Here is a 25,735-nt window from a genome sequence, read left to right as displayed (position 1 = left end):
GGCGGTCGTCGATGAGCAAGCAACAGGATCTCAACCAGCGTCGCAAGGCGCGGGTGCGCACCCGGATCCGCAAGTTCGCGGGTGGTCGCGTTCGTCTCTCGGTCTTCCGGTCGAGCCAGCACATCTATGCCCAGATCATCGACGACACGGCGGGCCACACGCTCGCCGCTGCCTCGACCCTGGACAAGGATCTCCGCGACGCCCTCAAGACCGGCGCGGATATCGATGCGGCCAAGGCCGTCGGCAAGCTGATTGCCGAACGTGCCCTGGCCAAGGGTGTGAGCGCCGTCGTGTTCGATCGCGGTCAGTATCTGTTTCACGGTCGTGTGAAGGCTTTGGCCGACGCCGCCCGCGAAGCCGGCCTGCAGTTCTAAGGGGGTAGCAATGGCTCGTAATGAGAACAGCGCGGCCGGCGGCGAGGGTGAGCGGCGTAACCGCGATCGTGGCGAACGCCGCGATCGTGGCGATAACCGCGATCGTCGTGAGGAGCGCGAAGGCGACGATCTCGTCGAGAAACTCGTCGGGATCAATCGTGTCGCCAAGGTGGTCAAGGGTGGTCGTCGCTTCGGCTTCGCCGCCATTGTCGTTGTTGGTGACGCCAAGGGTCGCGTCGGTGTCGGCTCGGGCAAGGCCCGTGAAGTGCCGGAAGCCATCCGTAAGGCCACCGATCAGGCCAAGCGGTCCATGATCCGCGTGCCGCTGCGCGAAGGTCGCACGTTGCATCACGATGTGTACGGTCACTTCGGTGCCGGCAAGGTCGTGCTGCGTGCAGCCCCGCCGGGTACCGGTATCATCGCCGGTGGCCCGATGCGCGCCATCTTCGAAGCCCTGGGCGTGGCGGACGTGGTGACCAAGTCGGTCGGCACCTCCAACCCGCACAACATGATCAAGGCGACCTTCGACGCCCTGGCGCAGTGCGTCAGCCCGCGTGCAGTGGCCGCCCGTCGTGGCCGTCGCGTTTCCGATATTCTCGGCAAGCGCGAAGGTGAGAAGGAGGCCGCGTAAATGGCTGAGAAGACCACCATCGTCGTGACCCAGATCGGTAGCCCGATCGGTCGCCAGGGCGACCAGCGCGCCACCCTGATCGGCCTGGGTCTGAACAAGCTGAACCGCACCCGTGAGTTGGAGGATACCCCCTCCGTTCGCGGGATGATTAACAAGGTTCGGCACCTCGTGCGCGTCGAGGAGGCCTCGTAAGAGGCTCCCTCGATACGGCTTGAAGGATAGACACCATGAAGCTCAACGAAATCCGCGAAAACGAAGGCGCCCGCAAGGGTCGCATGCGTATCGGTCGCGGCATCGGGTCCGGCAAGGGCAAGACCGGTGGCCGTGGCGTTAAGGGTCAGAAGTCCCGTACGGGCGTCTCGATCAAGGGCTTCGAAGGCGGCCAGATGCCTCTGCATCGCCGTCTGCCGAAGCGCGGTTTCTCGAACGTGCCGTTCGCCAAGGACTACGCTGTGGTCAATGTCGGCTCCGTGCAGAAGGCCATTGAAGATGGTCGCCTGAACGTTGCCGAGACGATCACCGCCGACGTGTTGGTTGCGGCCGGTCTGGTTCGCGCCGCCCGTGATGGCGTGCGTCTGCTGAACAAGGGCACGATCACTGCCAAGGCCACGTTCGACGTGGCTGGCGCTTCGGCTGGCGCTATCGCCGCTGTTGAAGCGGCCGGTGGCAGTGTGAAGGTTGCGGCGGCAGAAGAAGCCACTGAAGCCTGATCGACGTCAGTGTCGATGTTGGAGCAGGGCTCCGGGGCAACCCGGGGCCTTGTTTCATTTGGGCGATCCTCATGCCCTATGCGGTCAGCGCCATGCGGCCATGGTACCGGGTGGCACTTGTCGCATTGACCCCCGTCCCGAATATGGTTAAGCGATAAAGGGAGTATGGAAGCAGGCTGCGGCGGAACTGGCGGGCGTGATTTAACGCGCGCTTAATACCCCCTCATGTCACTTTCATGTTGACCGCGACGCGCTGGCCCTGTTCAAAGCCATATTTAAGAGTGGCCGGATGTGCCGGCCGGGTGTGCGACTTCAAGGGGCCTTTCATGGCATCAGCTGCCGAGCAACTTGCCGCCAATATCAATTTCGGTGCCTTCTCCAAGGCCACTGAATTGAAGAAGCGGATTTGGTTCACCCTGGGGGCGTTGATCGTCTACCGGTTGGGAACCTATATCCCGCTGCCGGGCATCAATAGCGGCGCCTTTTCCAGCTTCTTCGCCAATCAGGCGGGCGGCATTCTGGGCATGTTCAATATGTTCGCCGGCGGTGCCGTGGAACGTATGAGCATTTTTGCGCTCAACATCATGCCCTATATCTCCGCCTCGATCATCATCCAGCTGATGACGGCGGTGTCGCCGACGCTGGAGACCTTGAAGAAGGAAGGCGAATCGGGCCGCAAGAAGATCAACCAATATACCCGCTACCTGACCGTGGTGCTGGCTCTGGTGCAGTCCTATGGCCTGGCGCTGGGATTGGAGGGCATGAACCAAGCCGGCGGCTCGGTGGTGATTGATCCGGGCTGGTTCTTCCGCATCTCAACCGTGCTGACCATGGTGGGCGGCACGATGTTCCTGATGTGGCTTGGTGAGCAGATTACCGCGCGTGGCGTGGGCAACGGCATTTCGCTGATCATCTTTGCCGGTATTGTGGCAGCGCTGCCGCGTGCTTTCGCCCAGATCCTGGAGCTGGGCCGCACCGGTGCCATGAGCAGCTGGTTCATCATTGCGCTGCTGCTGCTGGCGGTGGTCGTCATCACCGGTATTGTGTTCTTCGAGCGTGCGCAGCGCCGTCTGATCGTGCAGTACCCGAAGCGCCAGGTCGGCAACAAGATGTTCGGTGGCGAGGCTTCGCACCTGCCGCTGAAGCTGAATACCGCCGGTGTCATTCCGCCGATCTTCGCCTCGTCGCTGCTGTTGCTGCCGCTGACCATGGTGGGCTTCTCCGGTGCCAATGCGGGGGCCGGGAATGGCTCCTGGTGGTCGACAGCGCTGGAGATGGTGACCCGCCATGTCGCCCATGGCACGCCGCTCTACATGCTGCTCTACACCTCGCTGATCGTGTTTTTCAGCTTCTTCTATACCGCCATCGTCTTCAATCCGACCGAGACGGCCGAGAATTTGAAGAAATATGGCGGGTTCATTCCGGGCATTCGGCCCGGCAAGAACACGGCTGACTATCTGGACTATGTGCTGACGCGTCTGACGGTGATCGGGGCTGCCTATATCACAGTCGTCTGTCTGCTGCCGGAGATCCTGATGGCAGAATATGGTGCCGCCTTCTATTTTGGCGGTACCTCTCTGCTGATCTTGGTGACGGTGACGATGGATACTGTGGCCCAGGTTCACTCCCATCTGCTGGCGCATCAGTATGAAGGCCTGATTAAGAAGGCCAAGCTGCGTGGGAGACGTGGATGAATCTGATCCTGTTGGGGCCGCCGGGGGCCGGTAAGGGGACGCAGTCCCAACGCCTGGAAAAGAAGTACGGCACCATCCAACTGTCCACCGGGGACATGCTGCGCGCCGCCGTGCGCAGCGGTTCCGCGTTGGGCCAGCGGGCCGACGCCATCATGAAGGCCGGACAGCTGGTGCCGGACGAGGTGATGATCCAGATGATCTCCGAGCGGATCGATCAGCCGGATTGCGCCAAGGGTTTCATTCTGGATGGTTTCCCGCGCACCGTGCCGCAGGCACAGGCGCTGGATATCATGCTGGAGGAGAAGGGCCTGAAGCTTGATCATGTGATCGAGATGAAGGTTGATGGCCCAGCTCTGGTCAGCCGCGTCACCGGGCGTTTCACCTGTGCGAAGTGCGGTGCCGGCTATCACGACACGTTCCATCCCACTAAGGTGGCCGGCACCTGCGATAATTGTGGCTCCACGGAGTTCACACGCCGGGCCGATGACAATGCCGAGACCTTCGGTAAACGGCTGGCTGCCTATGAGCGTGATACGGCACCCATCCTGCCTTATTACCGTGAGCGCGGTGTGTTGCAGCAGGTCGATGGCATGGCGGAGATCGATGAGGTCACCCGCCAGCTGGAAGCCATCATCGGCTGAACGTTGAGTGAGATGTGAAAGTCAGGGGGCGGGCCGTCAGGTTCCGCCCCTTTGCTTTTGCGGGGGGAGGGTGGCCAAGGTCGCATGGCTTGCCCTGGCGTGCAGCTTGACTTGGGCCAAGGTCTGCATATACTGCGCGCCTTCAATCCGTCACAGGATTGGATGTGCATGATGAACGCCGTTCCAGGGCTGCTGTCCGGGGTCGGTGTTTTTTCATGCGTAGGCATTTGAAGACCCCGGTTCGCCGGGACTTCTTCGGATGAGATGTCCCGAAGCCTCTTGATCGCCCCGCCACGGGTGACGGGTATGGCAGGCGGGATGTGGACGAAGACGGTGCGGCAGTCGCCGCACCATAACGAGGAGAAGACACGTGGCGCGTATCGCTGGCGTGAACATCCCCACCGCGAAGCGTGTGGTGATCGCCCTTCAGTACATCCATGGCATTGGCCCGAAGTTCGCAAGCGAGATTTGCGAAAAGATCGGGATCCCGGCCGAACGTCGTGTCAATCAATTGACCGACGATGAAGTTCTGCGCATCCGCGAAACCATCGATGCCGATTATCGCGTGGAAGGCGACCTGCGCCGCGAAACCGCGATGAACATCAAGCGTCTGATGGACATGGCCTGCTATCGCGGCCTGCGTCACCGTAAGGGCCTGCCGGTCCGCGGTCAGCGCACGCACACCAACGCCCGTACCCGCAAGGGTCCGGCGAAGCCGATCGCCGGCAAGAAGAAGTAAGACGGGAGACCAGATAAATGGCAAAGCCCAACGCCGCTGCTCGTCTCCGTCGTCGCGAGCGCAAGAACATCACCTCTGGCGTCGCTCACGTGAACGCCAGCTTCAACAACACGATGATCACCATCACCGACGCGCAGGGCAATACCATTGCCTGGTCGTCGTCGGGCACCATGGGCTTCAAGGGTTCGCGTAAGTCGACCCCCTATGCCGCCCAGATGGCTGCCGAGGACGCTGGCCGCAAGGCACAGGAACACGGCATGAAGACACTGGAAGTGGAAGTCAAGGGTCCGGGTTCGGGCCGTGAATCCGCTCTGCGCGCGCTGCAGTCGATCGGTTTCCAGATCACGTCCATCCGTGACGTGACGCCGATCCCGCACAACGGCGTTCGTCCGCCGAAGAAGCGCCGCGTCTGATCCAGACCGAGGCATTCCGACACCCGCACCGTTCGGGAAAGGTGGGCGCACGCCATCGCGCCCACCCACGCATTGAACGGTTGGCCCCAGGGGCGAAAGCCTTTGGGGCCGTGGTGTGCCGGGATGTTGCTTTGACCCGATGGCAAGAGGCATAGCCGTGATCCAGAAGAACTGGCAGACTCTCGAAAAGCCGAACAAGTTGGAAATCACGCCGGGTAACGACCCGAAGCGTGAAGCCGTCATCGTCGCCGGCCCGCTGGAGCGGGGCTTTGGCCTGACGCTCGGCAATTCCCTGCGTCGCGTTCTGCTCTCGTCCCTGCAGGGCGCTGCCGTCACCTCGATCCATATCGATGGTGTGCTGCACGAATTCTCCTCGATCCCGGGCGTCCGTGAGGACGTGACCGACATCGTCCTGAACATCAAGGCGATGGCCCTGAAGATGGGCGCCGAAGGCCCGCGCCGGATGCGGCTGCGCGCTGAAGGCCCGTGCAACGTCACGTCTGGCATGATCGATACCGGTGCCGATATCGAGGTGCTGGATCCCGATCACCTGATCTGCACGCTGGATGCTGGCGCGCGCTTGAACATGGAATTGACAGTCCATTCCGGCAAGGGCTATGTCCCGGCCGCCATGAACCGTCCGGAAGATGCCCCCATCGGTCTGATCCCGGTGGACAGCATTTTCTCCCCCGTGACCAAGGTCGCCTACAAGGTGGAAAACACCCGCGTCGGCCAGACCACGGACTATGACAAGCTGCTGCTGACCGTTGAGACCAACGGCGCCGTCACGCCGGAAGATGCGGTGGCCATTGCCGCCCGTATCCTGCAAGACCAGCTGCAGATGTTCATCAATTTCGAGGAGCCCCAGGCAGCGGTGGCCGAGTCGAAGGCGGACGAAATCCCCTTCAACAAGAACCTGCTGCGCAAGGTGGACGAGCTGGAACTGTCGGTTCGCTCGGCCAACTGCCTCAAGAACGACAATATCGTCTATATCGGCGATCTGGTGCAGAAGACCGAGGCGGAGATGCTCCGTACCCCGAACTTCGGCCGCAAGTCGCTGAACGAGATCAAGGAAGTGCTGGCCCAGATGGGTCTGCATCTCGGCATGGAAATCCCGAACTGGCCGCCCGAGAATATCGAGGATCTGGCCAAGCGTCTGGAAGAGCCGTACTGAGCTTGATTTTACGGGCGGAGCCTTCTAGGTTCCGCCCCCTGTTTTACCCAGGGCATTCCGCCCACCCCCGCCGTACTGGCCCGAAAGGGTACCGGCGCCCACGGGGATTGCCATCGGTTCCGCCCAGCGGGGCCAGGATCATGAAGGAGAGTACCCATGCGTCATGGTATGTCCGGGCGTAAGTTCAGCCGCACCACCTCCCACCGTCTCGCCATGTTCTCCAACATGGCCAACGCCCTGATCAAGCACGAGCAGATCAAGACCACCCTGCCGAAGGCGAAGGATCTGCGTCCGATCGTCGAGAAGCTGATCACGCTCGGCAAGAAGGGCGGCCTCGCCAACAAGCGTCTGGCCTATGCCGAGCTGCGCGACAACGCCATGGTGGACAAGCTGTTCACCGTGATCGCCGAGCGCTACAAGGACCGCAACGGTGGTTACACCCGCGTTCTGAAGGCCGGCTTCCGTTATGGCGACAACGCCCCGATGGCCGTCATCGAGCTGGTTGACCGTGATCAGGCCGCCAAGGGCCTGGATAGCGGCCCGGTGCTGGTGAAGGACGAGGACGGCGAAGAAGCCGCCGTCTGATCGGTTCTTTCAGGTCCGTATGACAGAAACCCGCCGGGGCAACCCGGCGGGTTTTTGTTTGTGCGCGACAGATGCAGCACCGTCTGCCGGACAGCGCCGATCATGCCTGTCAAAGTACGCTCAAGGGCGTAGGATGTTGATGCAGACCAAGAAACCACCCTTGAGGAACATCGCCATGATCGATCTGTACACTGCCGCCACGCCCAACGGCTATAAGGCCTCCTGCACACTGGAAGAGTTGGGCCTGTCCTATAATGTGCATGTGCTGGCGCTGGCCAAAGGGGAGCAGAAGGAACCCTGGTTCCTGGCCATGAATCCCAACGGCCGCATTCCGGTGATTGTCGATCGGGCGGAGGATTTTACCGTCTTCGAATCGGGTGCGATCATGGTCTATCTGGCGGAAAAGACCGGCCGGCTGTTGCCGACCGACGCCAAGGGCCGTAGCCGCGTGCTGCAATGGCTGATGTTCCAGATGGGCGGCGTCGGCCCGATGATGGGACAGGCCAATGTCTTTTATCGCTATTTCCCGGAAAAGATTGAGCCGGCCATCCAGCGTTATCAAAATGAAACCAAACGCTTGCTGAGTGTGCTGGATGGGCATCTGGCATCCCATGAATATCTGGCCGGGGATTTCTCCATTGCCGATATCGCCAACTGGTGCTGGGCGCGAACGCATGACTGGTCCGGCGTGACCATCGACGACCTGCCGCATCTGACCCGCTGGATCAACCAGATCGCCGCCCGTCCCGGCTGCGCCGCCGGCCTGAACCAGCCGCCGCGCGTGGTCAGCGGGGAGGAACTGGTGAAGACTGCCCAGACGATGATCGCGCGGTGAAAAATTTTATCGGACCGGCGTAACCTTTTCCGGGTGGCGACGAATGACAGGGTGGGACCGCTTCCGGTCCCACCGATCTGATCATCAAGGAGCCATCGCCATGAAGTCCGCCACCAGCCTGACCATCCTGACCCTGGGCGCTGCCGTTGCCGGTGCGCTGTCGCTGGCCGCCATCAGCGTGCCCGCCCAGGCCGAGGAAAAGGTGAAGTGCTATGGCATCGCCAAGGCCGGTGAGAATGACTGCGCCAACAAGGCGGCCGGCCATTCCTGCGCCACCGAATCGAAGGTCAATTACAGCGGTCAGGACTTCAAGGCCGTCACCAAGGCTGCCTGTGAGGCCGACGGTGGCAGCCTGACCCCGTTCGAGGGCACCAACCCCAAGAAGGCGGCCAAGTAAGCCGGACCGGCGGAACCAGCGCGCCATGCGGCCCGCCCCCAGCCATCGCCCTGATGCCGTGCCGCTTGCGGCCGGCATCGGCCTGCGCCACGCCCATGTGCTGGATTTCCTGACGGCACCGCAGGAGGTGTCGTGGCTGGAGGTGCATTCAGAGAATTATCTCTGCGCCGGGGGGCCGCGCTTGGCGCAACTGGAGCGTATCCGGGCCGATTATCCGCTGTCCTGCCACTCCGTCGCCCTGTCATTGGGGGCGGCGGAGGGGGTGTCGCCGGATCATCTGGCCCGGCTCCGCGCCCTCTATGACCGCTTCCAGCCCGGATTGATTTCCGATCATCTGGCTTGGTGTGGCGTGGCGGGAATGCACGCGCCCGACCTGTTGCCGTTGCCGCTGAACGGCGAAAGCCTGGATGTGGTGGCGCGCAATGTCGAACGCGTGCAGGAGGGGCTGGGCCGCCGGCTCCTGGTGGAAAACCCCTCCCTCTATCTCCGCTTCCAGGCGGATGAGATGGATGAGGCGGATTTTCTGGCAGCGCTGGCGGCGCGCACCGGCTGTGGCCTGCTGCTGGATATCAATAATCTCTATGTCAGCTGCCAGAATCGCGCGCGGGATGCTGCCAGTCTGCTGGCCCGGTTCCCCGCCGCCGCTGTCGGTCAATATCATCTGGCCGGTCATACCCGGTTGATGGTCGATGATGCCGTGCTGCTGGTGGATGACCATGGTTCCCCGGTATCCGATCCCGTCTGGGCGCTTTATGGCCAGGCGCTGCGGCTGATCGGCCCCCGGCCGACCCTGGTGGAATGGGATACCGAGGTGCCGCCGCTGCCCGTGTTGCTGGGGGAGGCGGCCCAGGCCCAGGCGTTGCTGGGGGAGGTGGGGCCATGCTGAAACAGCTTCAGCAGGCCATGTTGGGGGCGGTCTATGGCGATGCGGCGGGCTTTGCCCGTGTCGTCGACGGGCTGGCCCCGGCGGCGGTGGACCCGGTGCGGGCCCTTTACCTGCATACCGCCACCGTCACCGCCGCGCTGACGGGCGTGCTGGCCCAGGCCTATCCGGCGGTTCATGCCGGCATGGGGGAGGAGGCGTTTAGCGCACTCGCCACCCGCTTTGCGCGCCAACAGCCGCCAGCCCTGCCGGTGCTGTCCGCCTATGGCGCCGGATTCGCCGAGCTTGTGCCGCCCGCCCTGCAAGGGATGGCGCGGCTGGATTGGGCGGCGCATCTGGCCTATTTCGCCGCTGATTGCCAAATTTTCAGCCTGGAGGCTCTGGCCTTGATCCCGCCAGACCGGCTGGGTGGGCTGGATCTGCGGCCGGTGCCGTCCACCAGCCTGCTCCCGGCGCTTGATCCAGCCCCCTGGCTGTCGCAGCGGCCGGACTTGGCGGTTGTGATTAACCCTTTCGAGTCGCCCCCCGCCGGGGCGCTGGTCTGGCGGCGGCCCGATTTGCGGGTGGCGGCCTGTCCGCTGACGGATGGGATGCTGGCCTTGCTAAACGGGCTGGCGGCGGGGCTGGGGTTGTTCGCGGCGGCAGAATCGGCGCTGGTCGCCGGATTGCCGGACCTGCCGGCCTCACTGGCCTTTTTGCTGAATCAGGGTCTGCTGACCCGGCATGAGGATGCGGCACCATGATTGCCCAATTGTTCCGCTTTGTTATCGATCCTGGTCCCAGCCTGAATTTGCCGCCGCTAGGACGTTACGGTTCGGCAATAATCCTTACTTGGGGCCGTGTCTGGCTGGGGTTGCCCTTCCTGAAGGCGGGGCTACACCGGCTGGGCAGTTGGGAGGCGCAATCCTTCCTGTTTACAGAAATACACCCCGTCCCCTTCCTGCCGGCGGCCATCGCGGCCCCGCTGACCACGGGGGCGGAGCTGGTGCTGGGGGCCTTGCTGCTGCTGGGGCTGACGGGCCGGCTGGCCGCGGCGGGGTTGGGCGTGATGGCGGCCAGCCTGTTTTTCATCATCGGCCGCACGGTTCAGGGCATGGAAAACGGTATCGCCATTGCGGGAGAGCAGATTCCATGGATGATCATTGCGATCGTTTTGATTGTGGCCGGTCCCGGCCTGCTGTCGCTGGATGCGTTCATCGCCCGGCGTTGGCAGCGGGTGGGCAGGGCCGGGTAAGATGGGGGCAAGCTTTGCGACATATCCTGACCCGTGCCGGCCTGGGGCTGGTACTCTGCCTTGGTTGGAGCTTATCCGCTGGCGCACAGACGGAGCCGCCCAAACCCAGCCCCGGCCTGACGGCAGCGGAGAAAACCGCCAAGCAACAGGCTTACGAGGAGGCGGAACGGCTCTGCCGCGCCATCAAGGACCAGGACAAGTTCAACGAGTGCCTGGACCTCTATTTCCTGGATGCCAAGAAGTTCAAGGCGTTCCTGGACGAACATGGGGTGAAGGAGGCCAAGCCGCCGCAGAACTGACCTCGCCCTTGCGCGCGTCAAATGTCAGCCGCGAGGCGATGGAGGATGCCGACCTGGCCGCCCTGCTGGTGGCGGCCCAGGAAGGGGATCGGCGCGCCTATGCCGCTTTTCTGAATGGGGTGCTGCCGTTGCTGCGCGGTATGGGCCGGGGTAAATTGGCCAGTGCTGCCGATATGGATGATTTCGTGCAGGATTGCCTGTTGAGCCTGCACCAGGCCCGCGCCACCTATCAGCCAGGGCGGCCGGTGCTGCCCTGGCTGCAGGCGATTGCCCGTAACCGCCTGTCCGATGCGCTGCGCCGCACCTATCGCCGCCGCGATGTGGAAGCCCAGGGCCATGATTCGGAGTTGCTGGAAAATGTGCCGCAACCCGCAGCCGAGGAGGTGGAGGGACGGGAACTCGGTCCCTTGCTGGCGCAACTGCCGGATCGGCAGCGCGCCGCCCTCGACATGCTGAAGGTACGGGGGATGAGCCTGCGCGACGCCTCGGCCGAAAGCGGCATCAGTGTCGGGGCCTTGAAGGTGGCGGTGCATCGCGGCATTGCCAGCTTGCGCCAGATGCTGGGCCGGGAGAATGAGCATGACTGATACCACCCGCCTGATCGGCCAGTTGGCCGCCCACAATGATGGTGTGCGCCGCTTGCCCCACCCGCGCTGGCGCCTGTTGCGCTGGCTGTGCCTGTGCCTGCCGCTGGTGCTTATAATGGTGGGGATTGAGGGGGTGCGGCCCGATCTGATGCTGGTGGTCCGCCAACCGCTGTGGCTGGCGCAGCAGGGCTTGGCCCTGGGCACGGCGCTGGCGGCCGCCTATGCCGGCATCAGTTTCAGCGTGCCGGGGCGGGAACGGTGGGCCAAGCTGGTCTGGCTGCCCATCCTGGGATTCTGGCTTTCTGTCATCGGCATCAGCCTGGGTCCGATGGGCGGCGCCATGGTCGTGACCGGCTTCTCTGAAATCTTCTGTCCGCTTTGTTTCCCGGTGATCAGCATCGGCAGCGCCTGCCTGCTGGCCTGGGACATGCGCCGCGCGGCCCCCATTGCGCCGGTGCGGATGATGGGGCTGTTGCTGGTGGCGGGGGGCAGCCTCGCCCTGTTCGGCGAGCGGCTGATCCATGATGGATTCGAGGCACCCTTGCTGATGCTGGTGCAAATCCTGGCCATTCTGGCAGCGGGGCCCCTGCTGGCTCCGCTGGGCCGCGCAGTTTTTCGCTGGAAACGCGGTTGAGTAAATAGTTGCCGCTGCGCGCCGGTCGCCCCCCAATCACGCAATGATATTCCCCTTTTGGCGGTAGCTGTTGCGATATGCTGCCGACATTCGTACTGTTGTCGGCAGTTTCATCGGCTGCCGGCCTGGGCGCATCTTGCTGCCGGGCGGGCCCCCCCACAGCATTGGTGTTTACTGCGAAATGGCGCTCCAACAGCGGCTTGATATTCGACAGTCCCAGTCGTTGGTGATGACGCCGCAGCTGCAGCAGGCCATCAAACTGCTGCAGCTGTCCAACATGGAACTGGCTGATTTCGTTGATAAGGAATTGGAGCAGAATCCCCTGCTGGAACGGGCGGAGGGGGAGTGGAGCGACGCCGCCCCCGACGGCGTGGACCGGGAGGAGGCACCCGCGCCCGTCCCGGAAGGCAGGGTGGCCGATACGGTGGAACTGGCCACCAGCGACCGTATGGCATCGGACAGCGACGCCCCGCTGGATACGGATTTCGAGAATGTCTACACCAACAGCTCTGTTGCCGATCTGGATGGCGCAGGGCTGGGGTCGGGCGAACAGTTCGGCGATTGGTCATCCCGCAGCGGCGGGTTTGAGGATGATGAGAGCGGGTTTGAGGCGACGCTGACCGAGCGGCCGAAGCTGCGCGACCATCTGGAAGAACAGATCAAGATGGATCTGCCCGACCCGATGGACCGCCTGGTCGCCTATGCCCTGATGGATCATCTGGACGAAACCGGATATCTGGTCGCCGATCTGGCGGAGGTGGCCACCACACTGGGCTGTGAGCCGGCGCGGGTGGATGCCGTGCTGGCCCGGTTGCAGCGCTGTGATCCAGCCGGCATCTTTGCCCGCACCCTGTCCGAATGTCTGGCCATCCAGCTGCGGGAAAAGAACCGGCTGGACCCCTGTATGCAGGCGCTGCTGGATCATCTGCCGCTGCTGGCCGCCCGCAACCTTCAGCAATTGCTGAAAGTGTGCGGCTGCGATGCCGAAGACCTCTCCGACATGGTGGGGGAGATCAAGGCGCTGAACCCCAAGCCGGCGCTTTCCTTTGATTTTGAGCCGGTGCAGACGGTGGTGCCGGATATATTGATGCGGGCGGCCCCCGGCGGCGGCTGGCTGGTGGAACTGAACACGGAGACGCTGCCGCGCGTGCTGGTCAACCAGCGCTATCACAGCCGGGTCTTGTCGGGTGCCCGCAACAAGCAGGAAAAGGAATATATTGCCGAACAGTTCCAGTCGGCGAGCTGGCTGGTGAAAAGCCTGCACCAGCGCGCCACCACCATCCTGAAGGTGGCGACGGAAATTGTTCGGCAGCAGGATGCTTTCTTCCTGCACGGGCTGCAATTCATGAGGCCGCTGATTCTGCGCGATATCGCCGAAGCCATCGGGATGCATGAAAGCACGGTCAGCCGCGTGACCACCAACAAGTTCCTGTCCAGCCCGCGCGGCGTGTTCGAGCTGAAATATTTCTTCACCTCCGCGATCCAGGGGGCCGATGGTCAGGCTGCGCATTCCGCAGAGGCGGTGCGCTTCCGTATCAAGGCTCTGATCGATGCGGAGAAGGCGGATGACACGCTTTCCGACGATAAAATTGTCGAAATCCTCCGGGCTGACGGGATCGACATTGCACGCCGGACCGTTGCAAAGTATCGTGAGGGTATGAAGATCCCCTCTTCAGTCCAGCGCCGTCGGGAGAAGGCCCTTGGGTTGTAGACCCTGCGCTGACCGTTCGAGGAAGACCTGTCCGTTGGATTTCTCCCGGTTCTGGATGCCGGTCCCGGATGGCGGTTCCCCGAAAGCGGTTCATGCGCCCTGAAAGAACAGGTCGAATATGCAAGTCACCGTCAAAGGCAAGCAACTGGATGTGGGTGATGCTCTGCGGACCCATGTGAAGGATCAGCTGGCAACATTGGTGGGCAAATATTTCGGCAACCCTATGGAGGCGACTGTCATCCTTTCCAAGGATGCACATCTGTACAAGGCGGATATTCAGGTTCATGTCGGACGTGGCATCCTGTTGCAATCCTACGCCCAGGCGAATGAGCCCTACCCAGCCTTTGATGAGGCGGCGGAAAAGGTGGCCAAGCGTCTGCGCCGCTACAAGCGTCGGTTGAAGGATCATCACGAGCGTCAGAACCTGACGCAGTTGCCGGTGATGTCCGCGCGCAAATATATTCTGGAGGCCGACGGGGCCGATCACGAGGATTTTGAGGAGGAGACGGAGAGCACTGCGGAAGTCAATGGTCATCAGCCGGTGGTCGTTGCGGAGATGGAAACCGCCATCGAAATGCTGACCGTCAGCGAAGCGGTGATGCGGATGGACCTTGCGGAATTGCCCGCTTTGATGTTCCGTAATCGGGCACATGGCGGTCTGAACATGATCTACCGCCGTCCGGATGGCAATGTTGGCTGGGTCGATCCCGCTGGCACCCCCGGACCCGTGAAGCAATAAGGTGATCTGTACCCCATGGCTGTTTCCTTGCGTTCCCATTCCCCTTCCCCGCAACAGACGTTTCCGGCAGCGATGAATGATCTATTGAAGCCGGAGGCGATCCTCCCGAACCTGAAGGCTGGCTCCAAAAAGCAGGCTTTGCAGGAACTGGCAAAGAAGGCGGCCGAACTGACCGGTCAGCATGAACGCGCCATTTTCGACGTGCTGGTGGAACGGGAACGGCTGGGCACGACAGGCGTGGGCCGTGGCATCGGTATCCCGCACGGCAAGCTGCCCGGTCTGGATGGCGTGATGGCGATTTTCGCCCGGCTGGAGAAGCCGGTCGATTTTGAAGCCATCGACGAACAGCCGGTGGACCTGATTTGTCTGCTGCTGGCCCCGGAAGGGGCGGGTGCCGACCATCTGAAGGCGCTGGCCCGCGTGTCGCGCCTGCTGCGTGATCAGGTTCTGTGCGACAAGTTGCGTGGGGCCGAATCCGGCGATGCGCTTTACGCGGTGCTGGTCCAGACGGAACATAGCAACGCGGCGTAAGCCGGGTTCTGCTGGTTGAAAGAGAAAGGGCGGCATCCGCGCGGGTGGCGCCCTTTTTCGTTTTTTTGGGTGCTCTTCCCTCACCGTCACCCCGGCGTAGGCCGGGGTCCAGTGTCGTAGAGCAATGCGCCCGTGGCCCCTGGACCCCGGCCTACGCCGGGGTGACGGTGATGAGCACTATTTCGTTTCTGTTGAAGCCGGCCAAAATCCCCTCACCGCCGCAGCAAAAACTCCCGCCCCACCTTCACTCGCTTCACCCCGTCATATTCGACGATATCGGCGGTGGCGTAGGTTTCCGACCATTTGTCGGGCAGATAGCTGCCAGTGCCGATAATGTCGATCGGCGCCAGGGCGTCGGCCATGACGCGGCATTTTTCTGGGGAAAAGCCGCTGCTGGCCACGATCTTCACCTTGGGGAATCCGGCCTGATCCAGCTTTTCCCGCATCCAGTGGATAGCGGCGGCGGACACACCGGCGCCGATCAGGTGGCGCTGTTCGCTTTCATCCCGATAGCCCCTGATGCTGTCCGGCGCGTGGCGGTCCAGCACGGCATAGCTGGTGGGCGGGTCCAGCCCTTCCACGAAGCGCCCGCCCGGCGTGTCCAGCCGCAGGGCCAGATCGCCGCTGGCGGCCAGATCGGGGAAGCGGCGGCACACCTCCAGACTGTCACTGACCTCCCGCCCGAAATAATCCACCAGTACCGTCATCGGCTGTCCGGTGAAGGTTTCGTGATACATCTCCGCCGCGCGCACGGTGGACCCGGCATAGCCGATCAGGGCATGGGGCATGGTGCCCAGCCCCTGGTCACGGCCGAAATAATGCGCGGTGGCGTCGGTGGCATTGCCGACAAAGCCCACCGCCCCATCACGCCGCCGGGCCCGGGCGGACCCGACAGAGGCGGCATAGGCCATGATCTCCGCCATCTCCGTCCCGGCGCAATGGCGGGCATCCATGGCCAGGAAGGCCGCCTTGGGCAGGCCGGCACACATCATATAGGCATTGTAGGCGGCGACACAGGCGGGGCCCAGCTTCATCAGGAACAGGGTTTCCAGTTCCGCCATCTGGCTGAACGGGCCGGTGATCCAGAGCATCGGCTCACCGGCCCCCACCCATTTCCCTTCCGCGTAATTCTGCTGAATCACCGGCGTGAAGCCGCGCGCGGCGGCCGTCTGCCGCAGCCAGTCCAGCGCCAGCCGGGGCGCGAACACCACCGGCCGGCGCATGAACACGGCATAGGTCACGCTCTGGTCGCCGAATTTCTCCACAATGGCGCGGGTGCGCTGGAAATAAACATCGGTCCAGCGGCTGACATCATCGGGGCCGGGCGGGGTGCTGGTCATCGGATTGGTTCCAGGACGAAACGGGAAGCCGATCATAGACTGTCTGTCATGTCCGGATCAAATCCGCCAGCGGGCGCACATTTCGGCCATCGGGGAAGACATGGGCATCCAGCGCACGGCCGGAAACGCCCAGATGGTCCTTCAGCACGGCTTTCAGCAGGGCGCGCATGTCGGTGGTGGGGGCAAGGTCGCGCCCTTCATAGAGTTTGTCATCGCGCAAGCCCGGCCATTTGCCCAGCATCCGCCCACCTTCAATGGCGCCACCGGCCAGCAGGGCCACGCCGGCCGTGCCATGATCGGTGCCGCCGGTGCCGTTGGGGCGCACGGTGCGGCCGAATTCAGTCACCACGGCGATGACGCTCTTGCTCCATGCCTCGCCCAGCCCTTCCCGCAGCAAGCCCATCACCTCCGCCAGATCGGTCAGCGCGTTGGGCAGCCGGCCCTTGATGGAGCCCTGGCCGACATGGGTGTCCCAGCCCTGCATATCCATCACCGCCACGCGGGGGCCGGCGGGATCGGCCAGCATCCGGCCGGCGGTGGTGGCCATCAATTGCCGATCCTTGGGCTTGGGCTGGCCCGCCGGCACGCCGCTGGCCATCTGCGCCATGTCGGCAATGCCCAGGCCCGACGACAAAGCCGGGCCCAAAACCTTGTCCTTCTGATAGATATCCATCACCCGGTTGAGGAAATCGGTGGTCGGTTCCGGCAGCGGCGACGGTGCCCAACTGGCTACCGGTACCGCACCGCGCATCACCAGTGGCACGCCCTGGCCCAGCGCCAGACCTAAGCCCGTGCCATGGCCATGCACCTGATCCAGCGCCCGATTCAGCCAGCCGGTCTTCTGCCCCGTCGGTTTGGCCCCACCGCTTTCCAGCAGATCCTGTGCATCGAAATGGCTGCGTTCCCGATAGGGGGTGGCGATGGCGTGGACGGCCAGCAGCTGCTTTTCCGCCCACCAGCCATGGATGGGCGCCAGGGCCGGGTGCAGGCCGAAATACCCGTCCAGGTCCAGCAGCCCGTCGGGCTGGCCCGGCTCGGCCAGGGCCAGTTCGCCCCTTATGCTGCGGTAATCCGGATCAGCATAGGGGGCGACGGCCCCCAGCCCGTCCATGGCCCCGCGCAGCACGATCAGCACCAGCCGCTTGTCGGTGGCGGCATCGGCGAAGGCCACTTTCAGCGGGCTGGCGGCCAGCAGGCCGGCAGCCAGACTGGCGCCGAGGAAATGACGGCGATGCATCCTTACCTCCGTTGAAAGGCGGGGGACGAAAGGGCCAGGGCCAAAGCCTCGGCGGGGGAGGGGGCGCGGGCCACCATCTGCACCAGTTCTGCATCGGCCAGATCGCCCAGCGTAGCGGCCAGCAGCAGGCGGGCATCCACCCGCCCGCCGGCCCGCTGCCCCAGGGCCAGCGACCAGTCGACCCGGCGCACCACGGCATCCGGCCCGGCCCAATCGGCGGCCCGGTCGGGCCAGCCGGCGGGGGAAGGCGCGGCAAAGGGCATCTGGCCCAGCAGGTTCAGGGCATTGACCACCTGCTTCTCATCCAGCGGCAGCTGGGTGGCGCGCAGGGCGGCGGTCAGGAAATCATTGGGGCTGCGCAGCTTGGCCAGCGGCTCGTCCCAGGCGGCATCCAGCCCCACCAGCGTAGCCGTCACCGCCCCCAGATCGCCGCCCGTTTCCTTGAACTTCCGTTCCAGGGCATTGACGGCAGAGGCCGGTGGATCATCGGCGATGAAATGCCGGGCCAGCTTGACCGCCACATGCTTGGCTGTGCCCTTGTGGTTGGCCATCATGGTGATGGCGGCCGGCGCCTCTGCCGCCCCTTCTTCCGGGAAGGTGCGGCCCAACAGGGTTTTCGGTCCCGGCTCATGCGTGTTGGGATTAAAAAAGGCGGTGCCGTCGCCATCCTGCCGGTCGATGGTCCAGCCGGTCAGGATCAGGGCCAGGGCCCGCACATCATCCTGATCGTAACCGCCATGTACCCCCAGCGTGTGCAACTCCAGCGCCTCCCGGCCCAGATTCTCGTTCAGGCCGCGCTTGCGCTTCTGCCCGGCCTTGCTGTTGGGGCCGATGGATTGGGCATTGTCCAGATAGACCAGCATGGCCGGATGCAGGATGGCCGCCCTGGCCATTTCCTCGAACCGGCCCAGCACATAGGGCCGGATCGCTTCATTTTCAAAGGCGAGGGCAAGGGGGGCCACCTCGCCCCGCTGGGTGGAAACGGTGAAATGGTTGGACCAGAACTGGGTCAGCCGTTCGATCAGCGGCCGGTCGCTGCCGGCCGCCACCCGGGTGCGGATGGCGGCATCGCTGCGATAGGCCTGCTGCAGCGCCTTGCGCCGGGCCATTGCCTCCTCACCCTGACCCAGCTTGCGGACGGCCAGCAGTTCCATCAGGCGTGGGGCACTGCCGGGATGATCGATGAATCCGGCGGGCAGGCCAGGCGGCAAGCCACCGAGTTGGGCTTCCACCCAGCCGCGCGGATCGCTGCTGATCTGGGCAAGGTCACCCGGTGCGGCACCATAACCGAACCGGGCAGTGGCATGGGCCGCCAGTGCGGCCGATGCGGGACCAGTCATCACCATGGAACGATCCTCCAGTGGGGAACGCCCTGGCCCGGTCCCACGGAACCGGGTTATTCACCCGGTGGCGGGGGAGGGGGACCGTGAGGGGGAGGGGGAGGGGAAGCGTGAGGCGGTGGCGCAGCCCCTCCCGGCATACCCGGCGGGGGCGGGCGGGGCGGGCCATCGGGCCGACCGTCGGGCCTGCCATCCCGCCCGCCCTTTGTTGGCGGTGGGGGCAGCGTGCCGTCGGCTTGGGCCTGCGCCATGGTTTCAATCAGGACCTGATGGAACTTTTCCTGCGCGCGGGTAGTCTCTCCGCGGAATGTGGCAAAAGCCTGCTCGGCGGCTGTGACATCGAAGGGACGCGCCCGCAAAGCGTCATTGACGGCGCGGCGGGCGCTGCGCATCGCCTCCATCCGTTCCCGCACCTCCGGCGTGCGGGGGGAGGAGCGCATGGCCTCGCGGATGCGCTCATGGATGGGGGGCGGCACGGCGCCCAGCACCCGGTCGACGGGGCCTTCCGGTTCGCCGCGCAGCCAATGGCCTGCCCACAGGCCGGCCACCCCCAGATTGATGGAGACCGACAGCACCAGCGCCCCGGTCAGCAGAAGGGTGGACCGTTTCATTGTGCCTGCTCCGTATCGGCCGTGTCGTAATCGGCGGCCGCATTCAGCATGGTAACCAGATTATCGCTGCTGGCCATCTCCGTCCCCGACATCGGGGGCAGCATCTGGCCATAACCCAGTACGAAGCCCAGCACGGCAGCGGCACTGGCGGTGGCCATGCCCATCGACCATTGCCGCCAGCTTGCCGTCATGCTGCGCCACAGCTCGGTCGGCAGACCGGGTGCGGCAAACGGGCGGGGATGGGCCAGTGGCAGGGCCATGATGCGTTGGCGCAAATCGGCAGAGGCAGCAGCGACGGGCGGCAGATCGGGCAGACAGGCGGCCAGCAGCTGCTCTGCTGCCAGCAGATCGATCAGCGATGCATCCGCCGCCATGGCTTGTTCGGCCGCACGGCGCCTGTCGGCCGGCCATTGCGAAAGATCCGCGCCGAACCGGTCGAGAAGGTTATGGAATTCCGTTTCGTTCATGGGTCCAATCCCCCTTCTCAACGTTCTGTGCCGGCCCTGGGGTGCCCGCCATTGCCGCCAGCGGCACCCCAGGCGGCCAGCCGGTCCCGTAAGGAACGGCGGGCACGTACCAGCAGACTTTCAAAGGCTTTTATACTGATATCCATGCTGCGGGCGGCTTCCGCATTGGACAGTCCGGCATCATAGGTCAAGGTCACCGCCGCGCGCAGCCGTTCCGGCAACTCCGCCACGGCAGCCAACACGGCGTGGCGGGTGCGCTGGCTGACCAGGGCGGTTTCGGCATCGGCGCTCGGATCGGTCGGATCGCCCGCCGCTTCCAGCGCCAGCGGCTTCGGCCGGCGCGTGCGGTCAAGGCACAGGTTGGTGGTGATCCGATAAAACCAGGTGGAAAAACGTGCAGCACCGGGGTCGAAACGGTCGGCATGGCGCCAGAGCCGCAGGAAAGCCTCCTGCGCCACATCTTCCGCCTCGGCCCGGTTGTTCAGCACACGCTGGGCGATGGTGATGGTGCGGTCCAGATGGCGGGTGACCAGGATACCATAGGCGCGGCGGTCACCGGCGGCCACCAAGGCCACCAGCGCCTCGTCACCCATCGCCTCCCGCTCGTCCCCGCTCTCCATCATTCCCCGCTGCTTGCTGGCCTGATCCATGCCGGCCGCCGCCGGTACCACCCGTGCTCCGTTATCCGTCGGGTCGGGCGATGTCGGCAAGGGGCGTGCCCTGGCGGTGGCCGGCATGGTCATGGCCCACCGGATCAATTGCGCTTGTGACGGCGCGGGCCATCCTTGCCGGGCCAGTCCGGCTTGAAGGCGGCAAATTCCTCTGCCGTGATATAGCCGTCCTTATTGGTGTCGATCTTGTCGAACATTTCGGCCTCGCGCCGGGTGCGTTCGGCCTGGCGGGCGGCTTCCATGGCGGCGGGGAAGTCGGCCTTGCTGATCTTGCCGGTGCCCTTCTTGTCCATCGCTTTGAAATGATCCATCCGCATGGCAGCGCGCTCGCTCTCGTCCAGCTTGCCGTCCTTGTTGGTATCATACTTGGCCAGCATCTCCTGACGCAGCGGGCCGGGGCCATGAGCCATCGGCCCGGGGGCACCCGGCGGCGGCGGGGGCGGCGGTGCATCCTGGGCCTGAACGGCGACGGTGCCCAGCAACAGGCCGGCGGCGAGCGTGGTCCACAAAAGGGTGCGGGAAGAGCTATTCATGGTTGCGATCTCCGAGTTCAGGAAAGCGGGCGGTGGTTCCCCACCGCCTGGTCCCGAGGCCGGACACGGCGCCATGCCGCCTCGTTCATTGCTGATACGGGGGCCGGGGCGCGACCCTGCATGGGAATTTTCCAATTTCCGGGACGCCGCCCCCGCTTTCTCTGCCCAGCCGGATTGGGGGGTGAAACAGGTCACACCCTTTCAGGATTGGGGATGTCCATTACGCGAATCGCCGTGCGCCCCATCGCCTTTGGTGGTAATAACGAAATGTTAACGGCGGGCCGCAGCCAGCTCGCTCGGTTGGTCGGATCACTGGGGTTGGAAAAGGGGCGATGCCGCCGTCAGGGGAATCCAAGCTGAAGGGCGTCATTTACGGGCGCAGCCTTGATTTCCGGCCCGCCCCGCCGACGGCTGAGACATTGGGCAATCCCATCAAGCTGACGGATGTGGAATATGTCCGCCTGCCGCAGAAGACATGGCGCGACCATGTGCGTCTGTTCCTGCAATCCAGCGGGCTCAGCACCATTCCCTTTACCGTGCGTCTGCGCTGGCAGGCGCATGACATGGTGGAATGGTTGCAGGCGGCCCTGCTGGGCAAGGGGCGGGCGCGCCGCGCCGCCATTGTGCATCCGGCCCAGCTGATGCCGGCGATGGATTTCCTGATGGGGCTGCCGGCGGAATTGGATGTGGAACGCCGGATGATCCACACGCTGGTCGGCCGCGCCCTGATTGATTACCGCAAGCGGATGAGCGCGGGGCGGGAACGCCCCCTGCTGTTTGGCAAGGAAGCCTCTAACCATTTTCATGCTGGCTTTAAAGAACAGCAACTGCTGAGCAAGGCCAGCAGCCCGAATGAACAGTTCCATACCATCCAGCGTATCTATAACAGTTATTATTTCTTCCGGCTTTATTATATCTGCGCCATCATCTCGCGTGAGCCGCCGGAATCGGCGGCTAAGCTCTTTTCAAAATTCATGCGGGTGTCGTTCTTTCTCTCCACCATCCAGGATGATGGCAGCATCAGCACCAAGCCGTCCTACCGCCAATTGCCGCCTAAGGAACATGTGGTGTTCCTGGCCAAGCGCGATGCCGCCTTGCAGGCGCGGCTGCGGGAGGATGAGGCGCTGCGGGCGGAATTGCAGAACCTGCTGCGCTATTTCCGCCCCTTGCGCTGAACCTTTCCCACCGGTCCTGCCGGCACCTTTACGGTTCAGCCAGGGCCAACCGTGCTGCCAGATCGCGCAGATATTTGCTGTCGTCGGGCAGCAGGCTGCCTTGGTCGGCCTGGGCCTTCATCTCCAGCAGGTCACCCCGCGTCATGTCGGACAGGTCGTAATCCCGCAGCAGCCGGTCGATCAGGTCGGCATCAGGCTCTTCCTCCGCCACCGGAAGGGTGGGGAGGACAGGGCGTGGAGTGGAGGCGTCGGGCGGGGCGGGCTCGTCGCTGCTCCCCCCGGCCGGCAGCAGCAGCCCGTCCCAGCCGAAGCGGGATTCGGCGACACGGGCATGGATGGTGCGGGCGGCGGCCAGTACCACCTGATCATCGCCATCGCCCAACCGGTTCAGCAGATCGATGAAACTCTCGCGGTCCATAAAGGGCATGGTCTTCTCTCCGTCGCAGGGTGCCAAGCAAACACCAGTCAGGGGGCGAACTGTTCCTTCAGGATGCGTTCTTCCAGGGCCAGTTCCGGATCGAACAGCAGGGTGCTGGCGACCCCGCGATCTTCATGGATGTCCACCCGTGCGACATCGCGCACCTCGGTAAAGTCGGCCACGGCGCTGACCGGCCGTTTGCTGGCTTCCATTACATCAAAGCGGATTTTGGCCGTATGGGGCAGCAGGGCACCGCGCCAGCGGCGGGGGCGGAAGGCGCTGATCGGGGTCAGGGCCAGGATATCCGCTCCCAGCGGCAGAATCGGCCCATGGGCGGACAGGTTATAGGCAGTGCTGCCGGCAGGCGTGGAGACCAGGGCGCCATCGCAGGTCAGTTCCGCCAGCCGTTCCACACCGTCCACACTGATCCGCAGCTTGGCGGCTTGGCGGGTTTCGCGCAGCAGCGACACCTCGTTGAAGGCCAGCCCTTCCTCTACCCGCCCATCATTGCTGGTGGCCGTCATCCGCAGCGGGTGCAGGGTGACGCGCTGGGCGCGCAGCAGCCGGTTGGTCAGCCCATCCTCGCTGTAATCATTCAGCAGGAAGCCGACAGAGCCCCGGTTCATCCCATAAACGGGGGTGCCGCGGGTCAGGAACCGGTGCAGCGTTTCCAGCAGGAAGCCATCCCCCCCCAGCGCCACGATGATGCCGGCTTCTTCGGCTGGCACCCCGCCATAGCGGATGGCCAGCCGTTCCCGCGCGCTGCGGGCCTCTGCCGTATCGGCGGCAACGAAGGCAAGGGGGACAGAACCGGGGGAGGCGGGGAAACCGGGCAAGGGCTTGTTTCCAACAAGGGCTGACGGGGGCGGCGGTACCTTATACCGCTTCGATGCCCTGGTCAGCCCCCGGTGACACTCATATGCCGGCCCACGGCGGGACCGCGCCGCCGGTCGATGATGAAATCGTGCCCCCGGGGCTTGCGGGTGATGGCATCCCGGATGGTCTGGATCAGGGCGCCGTCGCCGCTTTCCGCCCGCAAGGGCGTGCGCAGGTCGGCCGCATCCTCTTGCCCCAGGCACATGAACAAGGTGCCGGTACAGGTGACCCGCACCCGATTGCAGCTTTCGCAGAAATTGTGGCTGAGCGGGGTGATGAAACCGAGTCGCCGCCCGGTTTCCTGCACCGTGACATAGCGGGCGGGGCCGCCGGTACGGTGGTCGCTGTCCCGCAGGGTCCAGCGCTTTTCCAGGTCTGCCCGCACATCGCGCAGGGAGAGGAACTGTTCCTCCCGCACCGCACCACCGCCATTGCCATCCATGTCGCCCAGCGGCATCACCTCGATCAGCGTCAGGTCAAATCCCTGCCGGCCGCACCAGGCCAGCATCTCGTCCAGTTCCCCGTCATTGACACCCTTCAGGGCCACGGCATTGATCTTCACCGCCAGCCCGGCCTGGCGGGCGGCCTCCAGCCCCTCCATCACCTGGGCCAGCCGGCCCCAGCGGGTGATGGCCTGGAACCGCGCCGGGTCCAGCGTATCCAGGGAGACATTGATCCGGCGGATGCCAGCGGCGCGCAGCTCATCCGCATAGCGGGAAAGCTGGCTGCCATTGGTGGTCAGGGTCAGTTCCTCCAGCGCGCCGCTGGCCACATGCCGGCCCAGATTGCGCACCAGCTCCATGATATTGCGCCGGACCAGCGGCTCGCCCCCCGTCAAACGCAGCCGCCGCGTGCCCAGGCGGATGAAGGCGGTGCAAAGCCGCTCCAGCTCCTCCAGCGACAGGATGTCGGCCTTGGGCAGGAAATGCATGTCTTCCGACATGCAGTAGGTGCAGCGGAAATCGCAGCGATCGGTGACGGAGACCCGCACATAGGTGATGGCGCGCCCGAACGGATCGATCAGGGGGGCGGGCACGGCAAAGGGCTGGCCATCGGCAAGCGGCATGGGACGGGGCAACTCCGGATGGTCGGGGCGGGTTGGTGACAGCAGATATAGAGCCTTGGCCCCCGCCCTCCAAGGTGGTGTGCAGGGGCGTTGGTGTATCCGCCCAACGGGGCGAAGCAGAAATGTCCCAGATCAATGCAAAGCGGGGTCGTCCTCGTCCACAACGGTCAGGGAGACGGTAGCGATATTGATCAGCAATTTTCCGGCATTTTCGAAATTGACCGTCACCCGGGGGCCGATGACGGACTGAATCTGCCCCAACCCCCAATCGGGCTGACCCGGATGGCGGACAAAGGCGCCGGGTACCAGGGTATCATCCATCTGCTATTTTCCTTCCTGTCAGGCGGTGATCTCAAGCTGACCGCCAACTGTCATTGAAATGATATGGTTATTTCGTAAACAAAAGATCAGGACGGGAGGCAGATGATGGAGGCGATTTTCAGTGTCCGGGCGGTGGAGCTTCTCTGCTCCCGGCTGTGCCATGACCTGATCGGCCCCGTCGGCGCCATCAATAACGGGGTGGAGCTGATTGAAGAAGGGGATGGTGGAGAGGCGATGGGGGAGGCGCTCGACCTTGTTGCCGACAGCGCCCGCACCGCCGCCCGCCGTCTGGCCCTGTTCCGGCTGGCGCTCGGCACCGGGGCGGGCGGCGGTGTGCTGCCCATTCCCGGCACGCGTGAGGCGCTGGAGGGGTGGTTTGCTGGCGGTCGCATCCAGTTCGTCTGGCGGCCGGCGCTGGTCGTGCCACCACCCGGCCTGTTGAAATTGGCGCTGTTGTCGGCCCTGATCGCGGAAGAGGCGCTGCCGCGGGGCGGCACCCTGACCCTGATGGGGGATGATGCGGGGCTGGAATTGGTGGCAGCCGGCACCGGCTGCGGCCTGCGGGAGGAGGCGTTACGGGTGCTGCATGGCGGGGTACCGGAAGCGGAACTGACACCACGCGGTATCCTGATGCACGCGAGCCTGGTGATGGCGCGCTTCTACAAGCTGGCTTTCACACCGGCGCGCGATTTCATGGAGGGGAAACTGACAATTTCGCTGGGGCAAGAGCATTAATGCTATCTTAAGGGTGGGTTCGGCCATAATCGGATGGTCGAACCTACCCGAAAAGAGGTAATCTTCCGCTTGCAATGCCCCCCCTCGGCGCGTCATCAATTCAGGCAAGGGTAAGATGATTTAAACGAGATTCT

34 protein-coding genes are annotated in these 25,735 nt (G+C 64.1%); 23 read left to right on the top strand and 11 right to left on the bottom strand.

From position 1 onward, the window contains the following. Positions 1–11 precede the first annotated feature (11 nt). From rplR to ptsN, 21 genes are all read left to right on the top strand, one after another. The gene (gene rplR / locus GE253_RS01340) at positions 12–374 is read left to right on the top strand and encodes a 50S ribosomal protein L18 (protein WP_153202339.1); all 363 of its coding nucleotides are present in this window, start codon (positions 12–14) and stop codon (positions 372–374) included. A 10-nt stretch (positions 375–384) separates the two neighbouring features. After that, positions 385–1,005, top strand: a complete 621-nt coding sequence (rpsE, locus tag GE253_RS01335; protein WP_153202338.1) for a 30S ribosomal protein S5 — start codon at positions 385–387, stop codon at positions 1,003–1,005. Then, positions 1,006–1,197 (top strand): 50S ribosomal protein L30, encoded by a 192-nt coding sequence (gene rpmD, locus GE253_RS01330; protein WP_153202337.1) that lies wholly within the window; start codon positions 1,006–1,008, stop codon positions 1,195–1,197. Between the two features lie 35 nt (positions 1,198–1,232). Then, on the top strand, positions 1,233–1,715 hold the full coding sequence (gene rplO / locus GE253_RS01325; RefSeq protein WP_153202336.1) for a 50S ribosomal protein L15: 483 nt from the start codon (positions 1,233–1,235) through the stop codon (positions 1,713–1,715). A 326-nt stretch (positions 1,716–2,041) separates the two neighbouring features. Beyond that, complete coding sequence (gene secY, locus GE253_RS01320) at positions 2,042–3,409, top strand: preprotein translocase subunit SecY (protein ID WP_153202335.1); 1,368 nt, start codon at positions 2,042–2,044, stop codon at positions 3,407–3,409. Beyond that, on the top strand, positions 3,406–4,050 hold the full coding sequence (locus GE253_RS01315; RefSeq protein WP_153202334.1) for an adenylate kinase: 645 nt from the start codon (positions 3,406–3,408) through the stop codon (positions 4,048–4,050). The genes secY and GE253_RS01315 overlap by 4 nt, the downstream gene beginning before the upstream one ends. Before the next feature lie 370 nt (positions 4,051–4,420). Continuing rightward, the gene (gene rpsM, locus GE253_RS01310) at positions 4,421–4,789 is read left to right on the top strand and encodes a 30S ribosomal protein S13 (RefSeq protein ID WP_089287539.1); all 369 of its coding nucleotides are present in this window, start codon (positions 4,421–4,423) and stop codon (positions 4,787–4,789) included. Between the two features lie 17 nt (positions 4,790–4,806). After that, complete coding sequence (rpsK, locus tag GE253_RS01305) at positions 4,807–5,202, top strand: 30S ribosomal protein S11 (protein WP_089287538.1); 396 nt, start codon at positions 4,807–4,809, stop codon at positions 5,200–5,202. A 157-nt stretch (positions 5,203–5,359) separates the two neighbouring features. Then, positions 5,360–6,376: a DNA-directed RNA polymerase subunit alpha gene (locus tag GE253_RS01300; RefSeq protein ID WP_348770755.1), complete on the top strand. Its 1,017-nt coding sequence runs from the start codon at positions 5,360–5,362 to the stop codon at positions 6,374–6,376. Positions 6,377–6,532: 156 nt separating this feature from the next. Further along, positions 6,533–6,961 (top strand): 50S ribosomal protein L17, encoded by a 429-nt coding sequence (gene rplQ / locus GE253_RS01295; RefSeq protein ID WP_153202332.1) that lies wholly within the window; start codon positions 6,533–6,535, stop codon positions 6,959–6,961. A gap of 175 nt (positions 6,962–7,136) precedes the next feature. Further along, positions 7,137–7,796, top strand: coding sequence for a glutathione binding-like protein (locus GE253_RS01290; protein WP_153202331.1), 660 nt, complete (start codon positions 7,137–7,139; stop codon positions 7,794–7,796). Between the two features lie 100 nt (positions 7,797–7,896). Further along, positions 7,897–8,193: a DUF2282 domain-containing protein gene (locus GE253_RS01285; protein ID WP_153202330.1), complete on the top strand. Its 297-nt coding sequence runs from the start codon at positions 7,897–7,899 to the stop codon at positions 8,191–8,193. Positions 8,194–8,218: 25 nt separating this feature from the next. Continuing rightward, positions 8,219–9,079, top strand: a complete 861-nt coding sequence (locus tag GE253_RS01280; RefSeq protein ID WP_153202329.1) for a DUF692 domain-containing protein — start codon at positions 8,219–8,221, stop codon at positions 9,077–9,079. Continuing rightward, on the top strand, positions 9,073–9,819 hold the full coding sequence (locus tag GE253_RS01275; protein ID WP_173012436.1) for a DNA-binding domain-containing protein: 747 nt from the start codon (positions 9,073–9,075) through the stop codon (positions 9,817–9,819). The genes GE253_RS01280 and GE253_RS01275 overlap by 7 nt, the downstream gene beginning before the upstream one ends. Continuing rightward, positions 9,816–10,310, top strand: coding sequence for a DoxX family membrane protein (locus GE253_RS01270; RefSeq protein ID WP_153202327.1), 495 nt, complete (start codon positions 9,816–9,818; stop codon positions 10,308–10,310). The genes GE253_RS01275 and GE253_RS01270 overlap by 4 nt, the downstream gene beginning before the upstream one ends. 14 nt (positions 10,311–10,324) lie before the next feature. Then, complete coding sequence (locus GE253_RS25755) at positions 10,325–10,609, top strand: hypothetical protein (protein ID WP_173012435.1); 285 nt, start codon at positions 10,325–10,327, stop codon at positions 10,607–10,609. A gap of 8 nt (positions 10,610–10,617) precedes the next feature. Then, positions 10,618–11,196 carry a sigma-70 family RNA polymerase sigma factor gene (locus GE253_RS25750; protein ID WP_173012434.1) on the top strand — a complete coding sequence of 193 codons (579 nt, stop codon included), beginning with the start codon at positions 10,618–10,620 and terminating at the stop codon, positions 11,194–11,196. After that, a complete protein-coding gene (locus tag GE253_RS01260) occupies positions 11,189–11,830 on the top strand; it encodes an NrsF family protein (protein WP_173012433.1) in 642 nt (213 codons plus the stop codon). Before GE253_RS25750 ends, GE253_RS01260 begins: the two co-directional genes overlap by 8 nt. Positions 11,831–12,011: 181 nt before the next feature. Continuing rightward, a complete protein-coding gene (rpoN, locus tag GE253_RS01255) occupies positions 12,012–13,541 on the top strand; it encodes an RNA polymerase factor sigma-54 (RefSeq protein ID WP_153202324.1) in 1,530 nt (509 codons plus the stop codon). A gap of 118 nt (positions 13,542–13,659) precedes the next feature. Then, complete coding sequence (raiA, locus tag GE253_RS01250) at positions 13,660–14,280, top strand: ribosome-associated translation inhibitor RaiA (protein WP_153202323.1); 621 nt, start codon at positions 13,660–13,662, stop codon at positions 14,278–14,280. 72 nt (positions 14,281–14,352) lie between these two features. Further along, positions 14,353–14,811, top strand: coding sequence for a PTS IIA-like nitrogen regulatory protein PtsN (gene ptsN / locus GE253_RS01245; RefSeq protein ID WP_153202812.1), 459 nt, complete (start codon positions 14,353–14,355; stop codon positions 14,809–14,811). A gap of 212 nt (positions 14,812–15,023) precedes the next feature. On the opposite strand, the gene GE253_RS01240 is transcribed toward ptsN, so the two are convergent. From GE253_RS01240 to GE253_RS01210, 7 genes are read right to left on the bottom strand one after another with little or no spacing between them, the layout of a single operon-like run. Beyond that, positions 15,024–16,151 carry a nicotinate phosphoribosyltransferase gene (locus GE253_RS01240; RefSeq protein WP_153202322.1) on the bottom strand — a complete coding sequence of 376 codons (1,128 nt, stop codon included), beginning with the start codon at positions 16,149–16,151 and terminating at the stop codon, positions 15,024–15,026. A gap of 46 nt (positions 16,152–16,197) precedes the next feature. Beyond that, complete coding sequence (locus tag GE253_RS01235) at positions 16,198–17,388, bottom strand: DUF1501 domain-containing protein (RefSeq protein ID WP_153202321.1); 1,191 nt, start codon at positions 17,386–17,388, stop codon at positions 16,198–16,200. A gap of 2 nt (positions 17,389–17,390) precedes the next feature. Further along, positions 17,391–18,734, bottom strand: coding sequence for a DUF1800 domain-containing protein (locus GE253_RS01230; protein WP_153202320.1), 1,344 nt, complete (start codon positions 18,732–18,734; stop codon positions 17,391–17,393). Between the two features lie 50 nt (positions 18,735–18,784). Further along, positions 18,785–19,339, bottom strand: a complete 555-nt coding sequence (locus tag GE253_RS01225; RefSeq protein WP_153202319.1) for a periplasmic heavy metal sensor — start codon at positions 19,337–19,339, stop codon at positions 18,785–18,787. Then, complete coding sequence (locus GE253_RS01220) at positions 19,336–19,806, bottom strand: hypothetical protein (RefSeq protein ID WP_153202318.1); 471 nt, start codon at positions 19,804–19,806, stop codon at positions 19,336–19,338. The genes GE253_RS01225 and GE253_RS01220 overlap by 4 nt, the downstream gene beginning before the upstream one ends. A gap of 17 nt (positions 19,807–19,823) precedes the next feature. Further along, on the bottom strand, positions 19,824–20,549 hold the full coding sequence (locus GE253_RS01215) for an RNA polymerase sigma factor (protein ID WP_247878423.1): 726 nt from the start codon (positions 20,547–20,549) through the stop codon (positions 19,824–19,826). Positions 20,550–20,560: 11 nt separating this feature from the next. Beyond that, complete coding sequence (locus tag GE253_RS01210; protein WP_173012432.1) at positions 20,561–21,010, bottom strand: EF-hand domain-containing protein; 450 nt, start codon at positions 21,008–21,010, stop codon at positions 20,561–20,563. A 332-nt stretch (positions 21,011–21,342) separates the two neighbouring features. Here GE253_RS01210 and GE253_RS01205 point away from each other — a divergent pair, with 332 nt between their 5' ends. Then, positions 21,343–22,185 carry a hypothetical protein gene (locus GE253_RS01205; RefSeq protein ID WP_153202316.1) on the top strand — a complete coding sequence of 281 codons (843 nt, stop codon included), beginning with the start codon at positions 21,343–21,345 and terminating at the stop codon, positions 22,183–22,185. A 28-nt stretch (positions 22,186–22,213) separates the two neighbouring features. Here the strand turns inward: GE253_RS01205 and GE253_RS01200 are convergent, their stop codons facing one another. The 4 genes from GE253_RS01200 to GE253_RS01185 form a co-directional block, all read right to left on the bottom strand. Then, entirely contained in the window at positions 22,214–22,612 is a 399-nt protein-coding gene (locus GE253_RS01200) for a hypothetical protein (RefSeq protein ID WP_153202315.1), read from the bottom strand. Positions 22,613–22,650: 38 nt separating this feature from the next. Beyond that, entirely contained in the window at positions 22,651–23,439 is a 789-nt protein-coding gene (locus tag GE253_RS01195) for an NAD kinase (RefSeq protein ID WP_153202314.1), read from the bottom strand. A gap of 62 nt (positions 23,440–23,501) precedes the next feature. Beyond that, entirely contained in the window at positions 23,502–24,545 is a 1,044-nt protein-coding gene (moaA, locus tag GE253_RS01190) for a GTP 3',8-cyclase MoaA (RefSeq protein WP_153202313.1), read from the bottom strand. A gap of 132 nt (positions 24,546–24,677) precedes the next feature. After that, on the bottom strand, positions 24,678–24,866 hold the full coding sequence (locus GE253_RS01185; RefSeq protein ID WP_089287515.1) for a DUF3553 domain-containing protein: 189 nt from the start codon (positions 24,864–24,866) through the stop codon (positions 24,678–24,680). A gap of 102 nt (positions 24,867–24,968) precedes the next feature. On the opposite strand from GE253_RS01185, the gene GE253_RS01180 reads away from it, so the two are divergent. Next, positions 24,969–25,601, top strand: a complete 633-nt coding sequence (locus GE253_RS01180) for a histidine phosphotransferase family protein (RefSeq protein ID WP_153202312.1) — start codon at positions 24,969–24,971, stop codon at positions 25,599–25,601. The last annotated feature ends 134 nt before the right edge of the window (positions 25,602–25,735 follow it).

Source organism: Niveispirillum sp. SYP-B3756 (genome assembly GCF_009495745.1).
In the GTDB taxonomy this organism is placed as follows: Bacteria; Pseudomonadota; Alphaproteobacteria; order Azospirillales; family Azospirillaceae; genus Niveispirillum.
The sequence above is the reverse complement of the archived record's forward strand: the minus strand, read 5'-3'. Positions and strand labels throughout refer to the sequence as shown.

Coding starts and splice junctions, on each gene's coding strand:
- rplR (WP_153202339.1), top strand. CDS start 12: ATGAGCAAGCAACAGGATCTCAACCAGCGTCGCAAGGCGCGGGTGCGC.
- rpsE (WP_153202338.1), top strand. CDS start 385: ATGGCTCGTAATGAGAACAGCGCGGCCGGCGGCGAGGGTGAGCGGCGT.
- rpmD (WP_153202337.1), top strand. CDS start 1,006: ATGGCTGAGAAGACCACCATCGTCGTGACCCAGATCGGTAGCCCGATC.
- rplO (WP_153202336.1), top strand. CDS start 1,233: ATGAAGCTCAACGAAATCCGCGAAAACGAAGGCGCCCGCAAGGGTCGC.
- secY (WP_153202335.1), top strand. CDS start 2,042: ATGGCATCAGCTGCCGAGCAACTTGCCGCCAATATCAATTTCGGTGCC.
- GE253_RS01315 (WP_153202334.1), top strand. CDS start 3,406: ATGAATCTGATCCTGTTGGGGCCGCCGGGGGCCGGTAAGGGGACGCAG.
- rpsK (WP_089287538.1), top strand. CDS start 4,807: ATGGCAAAGCCCAACGCCGCTGCTCGTCTCCGTCGTCGCGAGCGCAAG.
- rplQ (WP_153202332.1), top strand. CDS start 6,533: ATGCGTCATGGTATGTCCGGGCGTAAGTTCAGCCGCACCACCTCCCAC.
- GE253_RS01290 (WP_153202331.1), top strand. CDS start 7,137: ATGATCGATCTGTACACTGCCGCCACGCCCAACGGCTATAAGGCCTCC.
- GE253_RS01285 (WP_153202330.1), top strand. CDS start 7,897: ATGAAGTCCGCCACCAGCCTGACCATCCTGACCCTGGGCGCTGCCGTT.
- GE253_RS01280 (WP_153202329.1), top strand. CDS start 8,219: ATGCGGCCCGCCCCCAGCCATCGCCCTGATGCCGTGCCGCTTGCGGCC.
- GE253_RS01275 (WP_173012436.1), top strand. CDS start 9,073: ATGCTGAAACAGCTTCAGCAGGCCATGTTGGGGGCGGTCTATGGCGAT.
- GE253_RS01270 (WP_153202327.1), top strand. CDS start 9,816: ATGATTGCCCAATTGTTCCGCTTTGTTATCGATCCTGGTCCCAGCCTG.
- GE253_RS01260 (WP_173012433.1), top strand. CDS start 11,189: ATGACTGATACCACCCGCCTGATCGGCCAGTTGGCCGCCCACAATGAT.
- rpoN (WP_153202324.1), top strand. CDS start 12,012: ATGGCGCTCCAACAGCGGCTTGATATTCGACAGTCCCAGTCGTTGGTG.
- raiA (WP_153202323.1), top strand. CDS start 13,660: ATGCAAGTCACCGTCAAAGGCAAGCAACTGGATGTGGGTGATGCTCTG.
- ptsN (WP_153202812.1), top strand. CDS start 14,353: ATGAATGATCTATTGAAGCCGGAGGCGATCCTCCCGAACCTGAAGGCT.
- GE253_RS01240 (WP_153202322.1), bottom strand. CDS start 16,151: ATGACCAGCACCCCGCCCGGCCCCGATGATGTCAGCCGCTGGACCGAT.
- GE253_RS01235 (WP_153202321.1), bottom strand. CDS start 17,388: ATGCATCGCCGTCATTTCCTCGGCGCCAGTCTGGCTGCCGGCCTGCTG.
- GE253_RS01230 (WP_153202320.1), bottom strand. CDS start 18,734: ATGGTGATGACTGGTCCCGCATCGGCCGCACTGGCGGCCCATGCCACT.
- GE253_RS01225 (WP_153202319.1), bottom strand. CDS start 19,339: ATGAAACGGTCCACCCTTCTGCTGACCGGGGCGCTGGTGCTGTCGGTC.
- GE253_RS01220 (WP_153202318.1), bottom strand. CDS start 19,806: ATGAACGAAACGGAATTCCATAACCTTCTCGACCGGTTCGGCGCGGAT.
- GE253_RS01215 (WP_247878423.1), bottom strand. CDS start 20,549: ATGACCATGCCGGCCACCGCCAGGGCACGCCCCTTGCCGACATCGCCC.
- GE253_RS01210 (WP_173012432.1), bottom strand. CDS start 21,010: ATGAATAGCTCTTCCCGCACCCTTTTGTGGACCACGCTCGCCGCCGGC.
- GE253_RS01205 (WP_153202316.1), top strand. CDS start 21,343: ATGCCGCCGTCAGGGGAATCCAAGCTGAAGGGCGTCATTTACGGGCGC.
- GE253_RS01200 (WP_153202315.1), bottom strand. CDS start 22,612: ATGCCCTTTATGGACCGCGAGAGTTTCATCGATCTGCTGAACCGGTTG.
- moaA (WP_153202313.1), bottom strand. CDS start 24,545: ATGCCGCTTGCCGATGGCCAGCCCTTTGCCGTGCCCGCCCCCCTGATC.
- GE253_RS01185 (WP_089287515.1), bottom strand. CDS start 24,866: ATGGATGATACCCTGGTACCCGGCGCCTTTGTCCGCCATCCGGGTCAG.
- GE253_RS01180 (WP_153202312.1), top strand. CDS start 24,969: ATGATGGAGGCGATTTTCAGTGTCCGGGCGGTGGAGCTTCTCTGCTCC.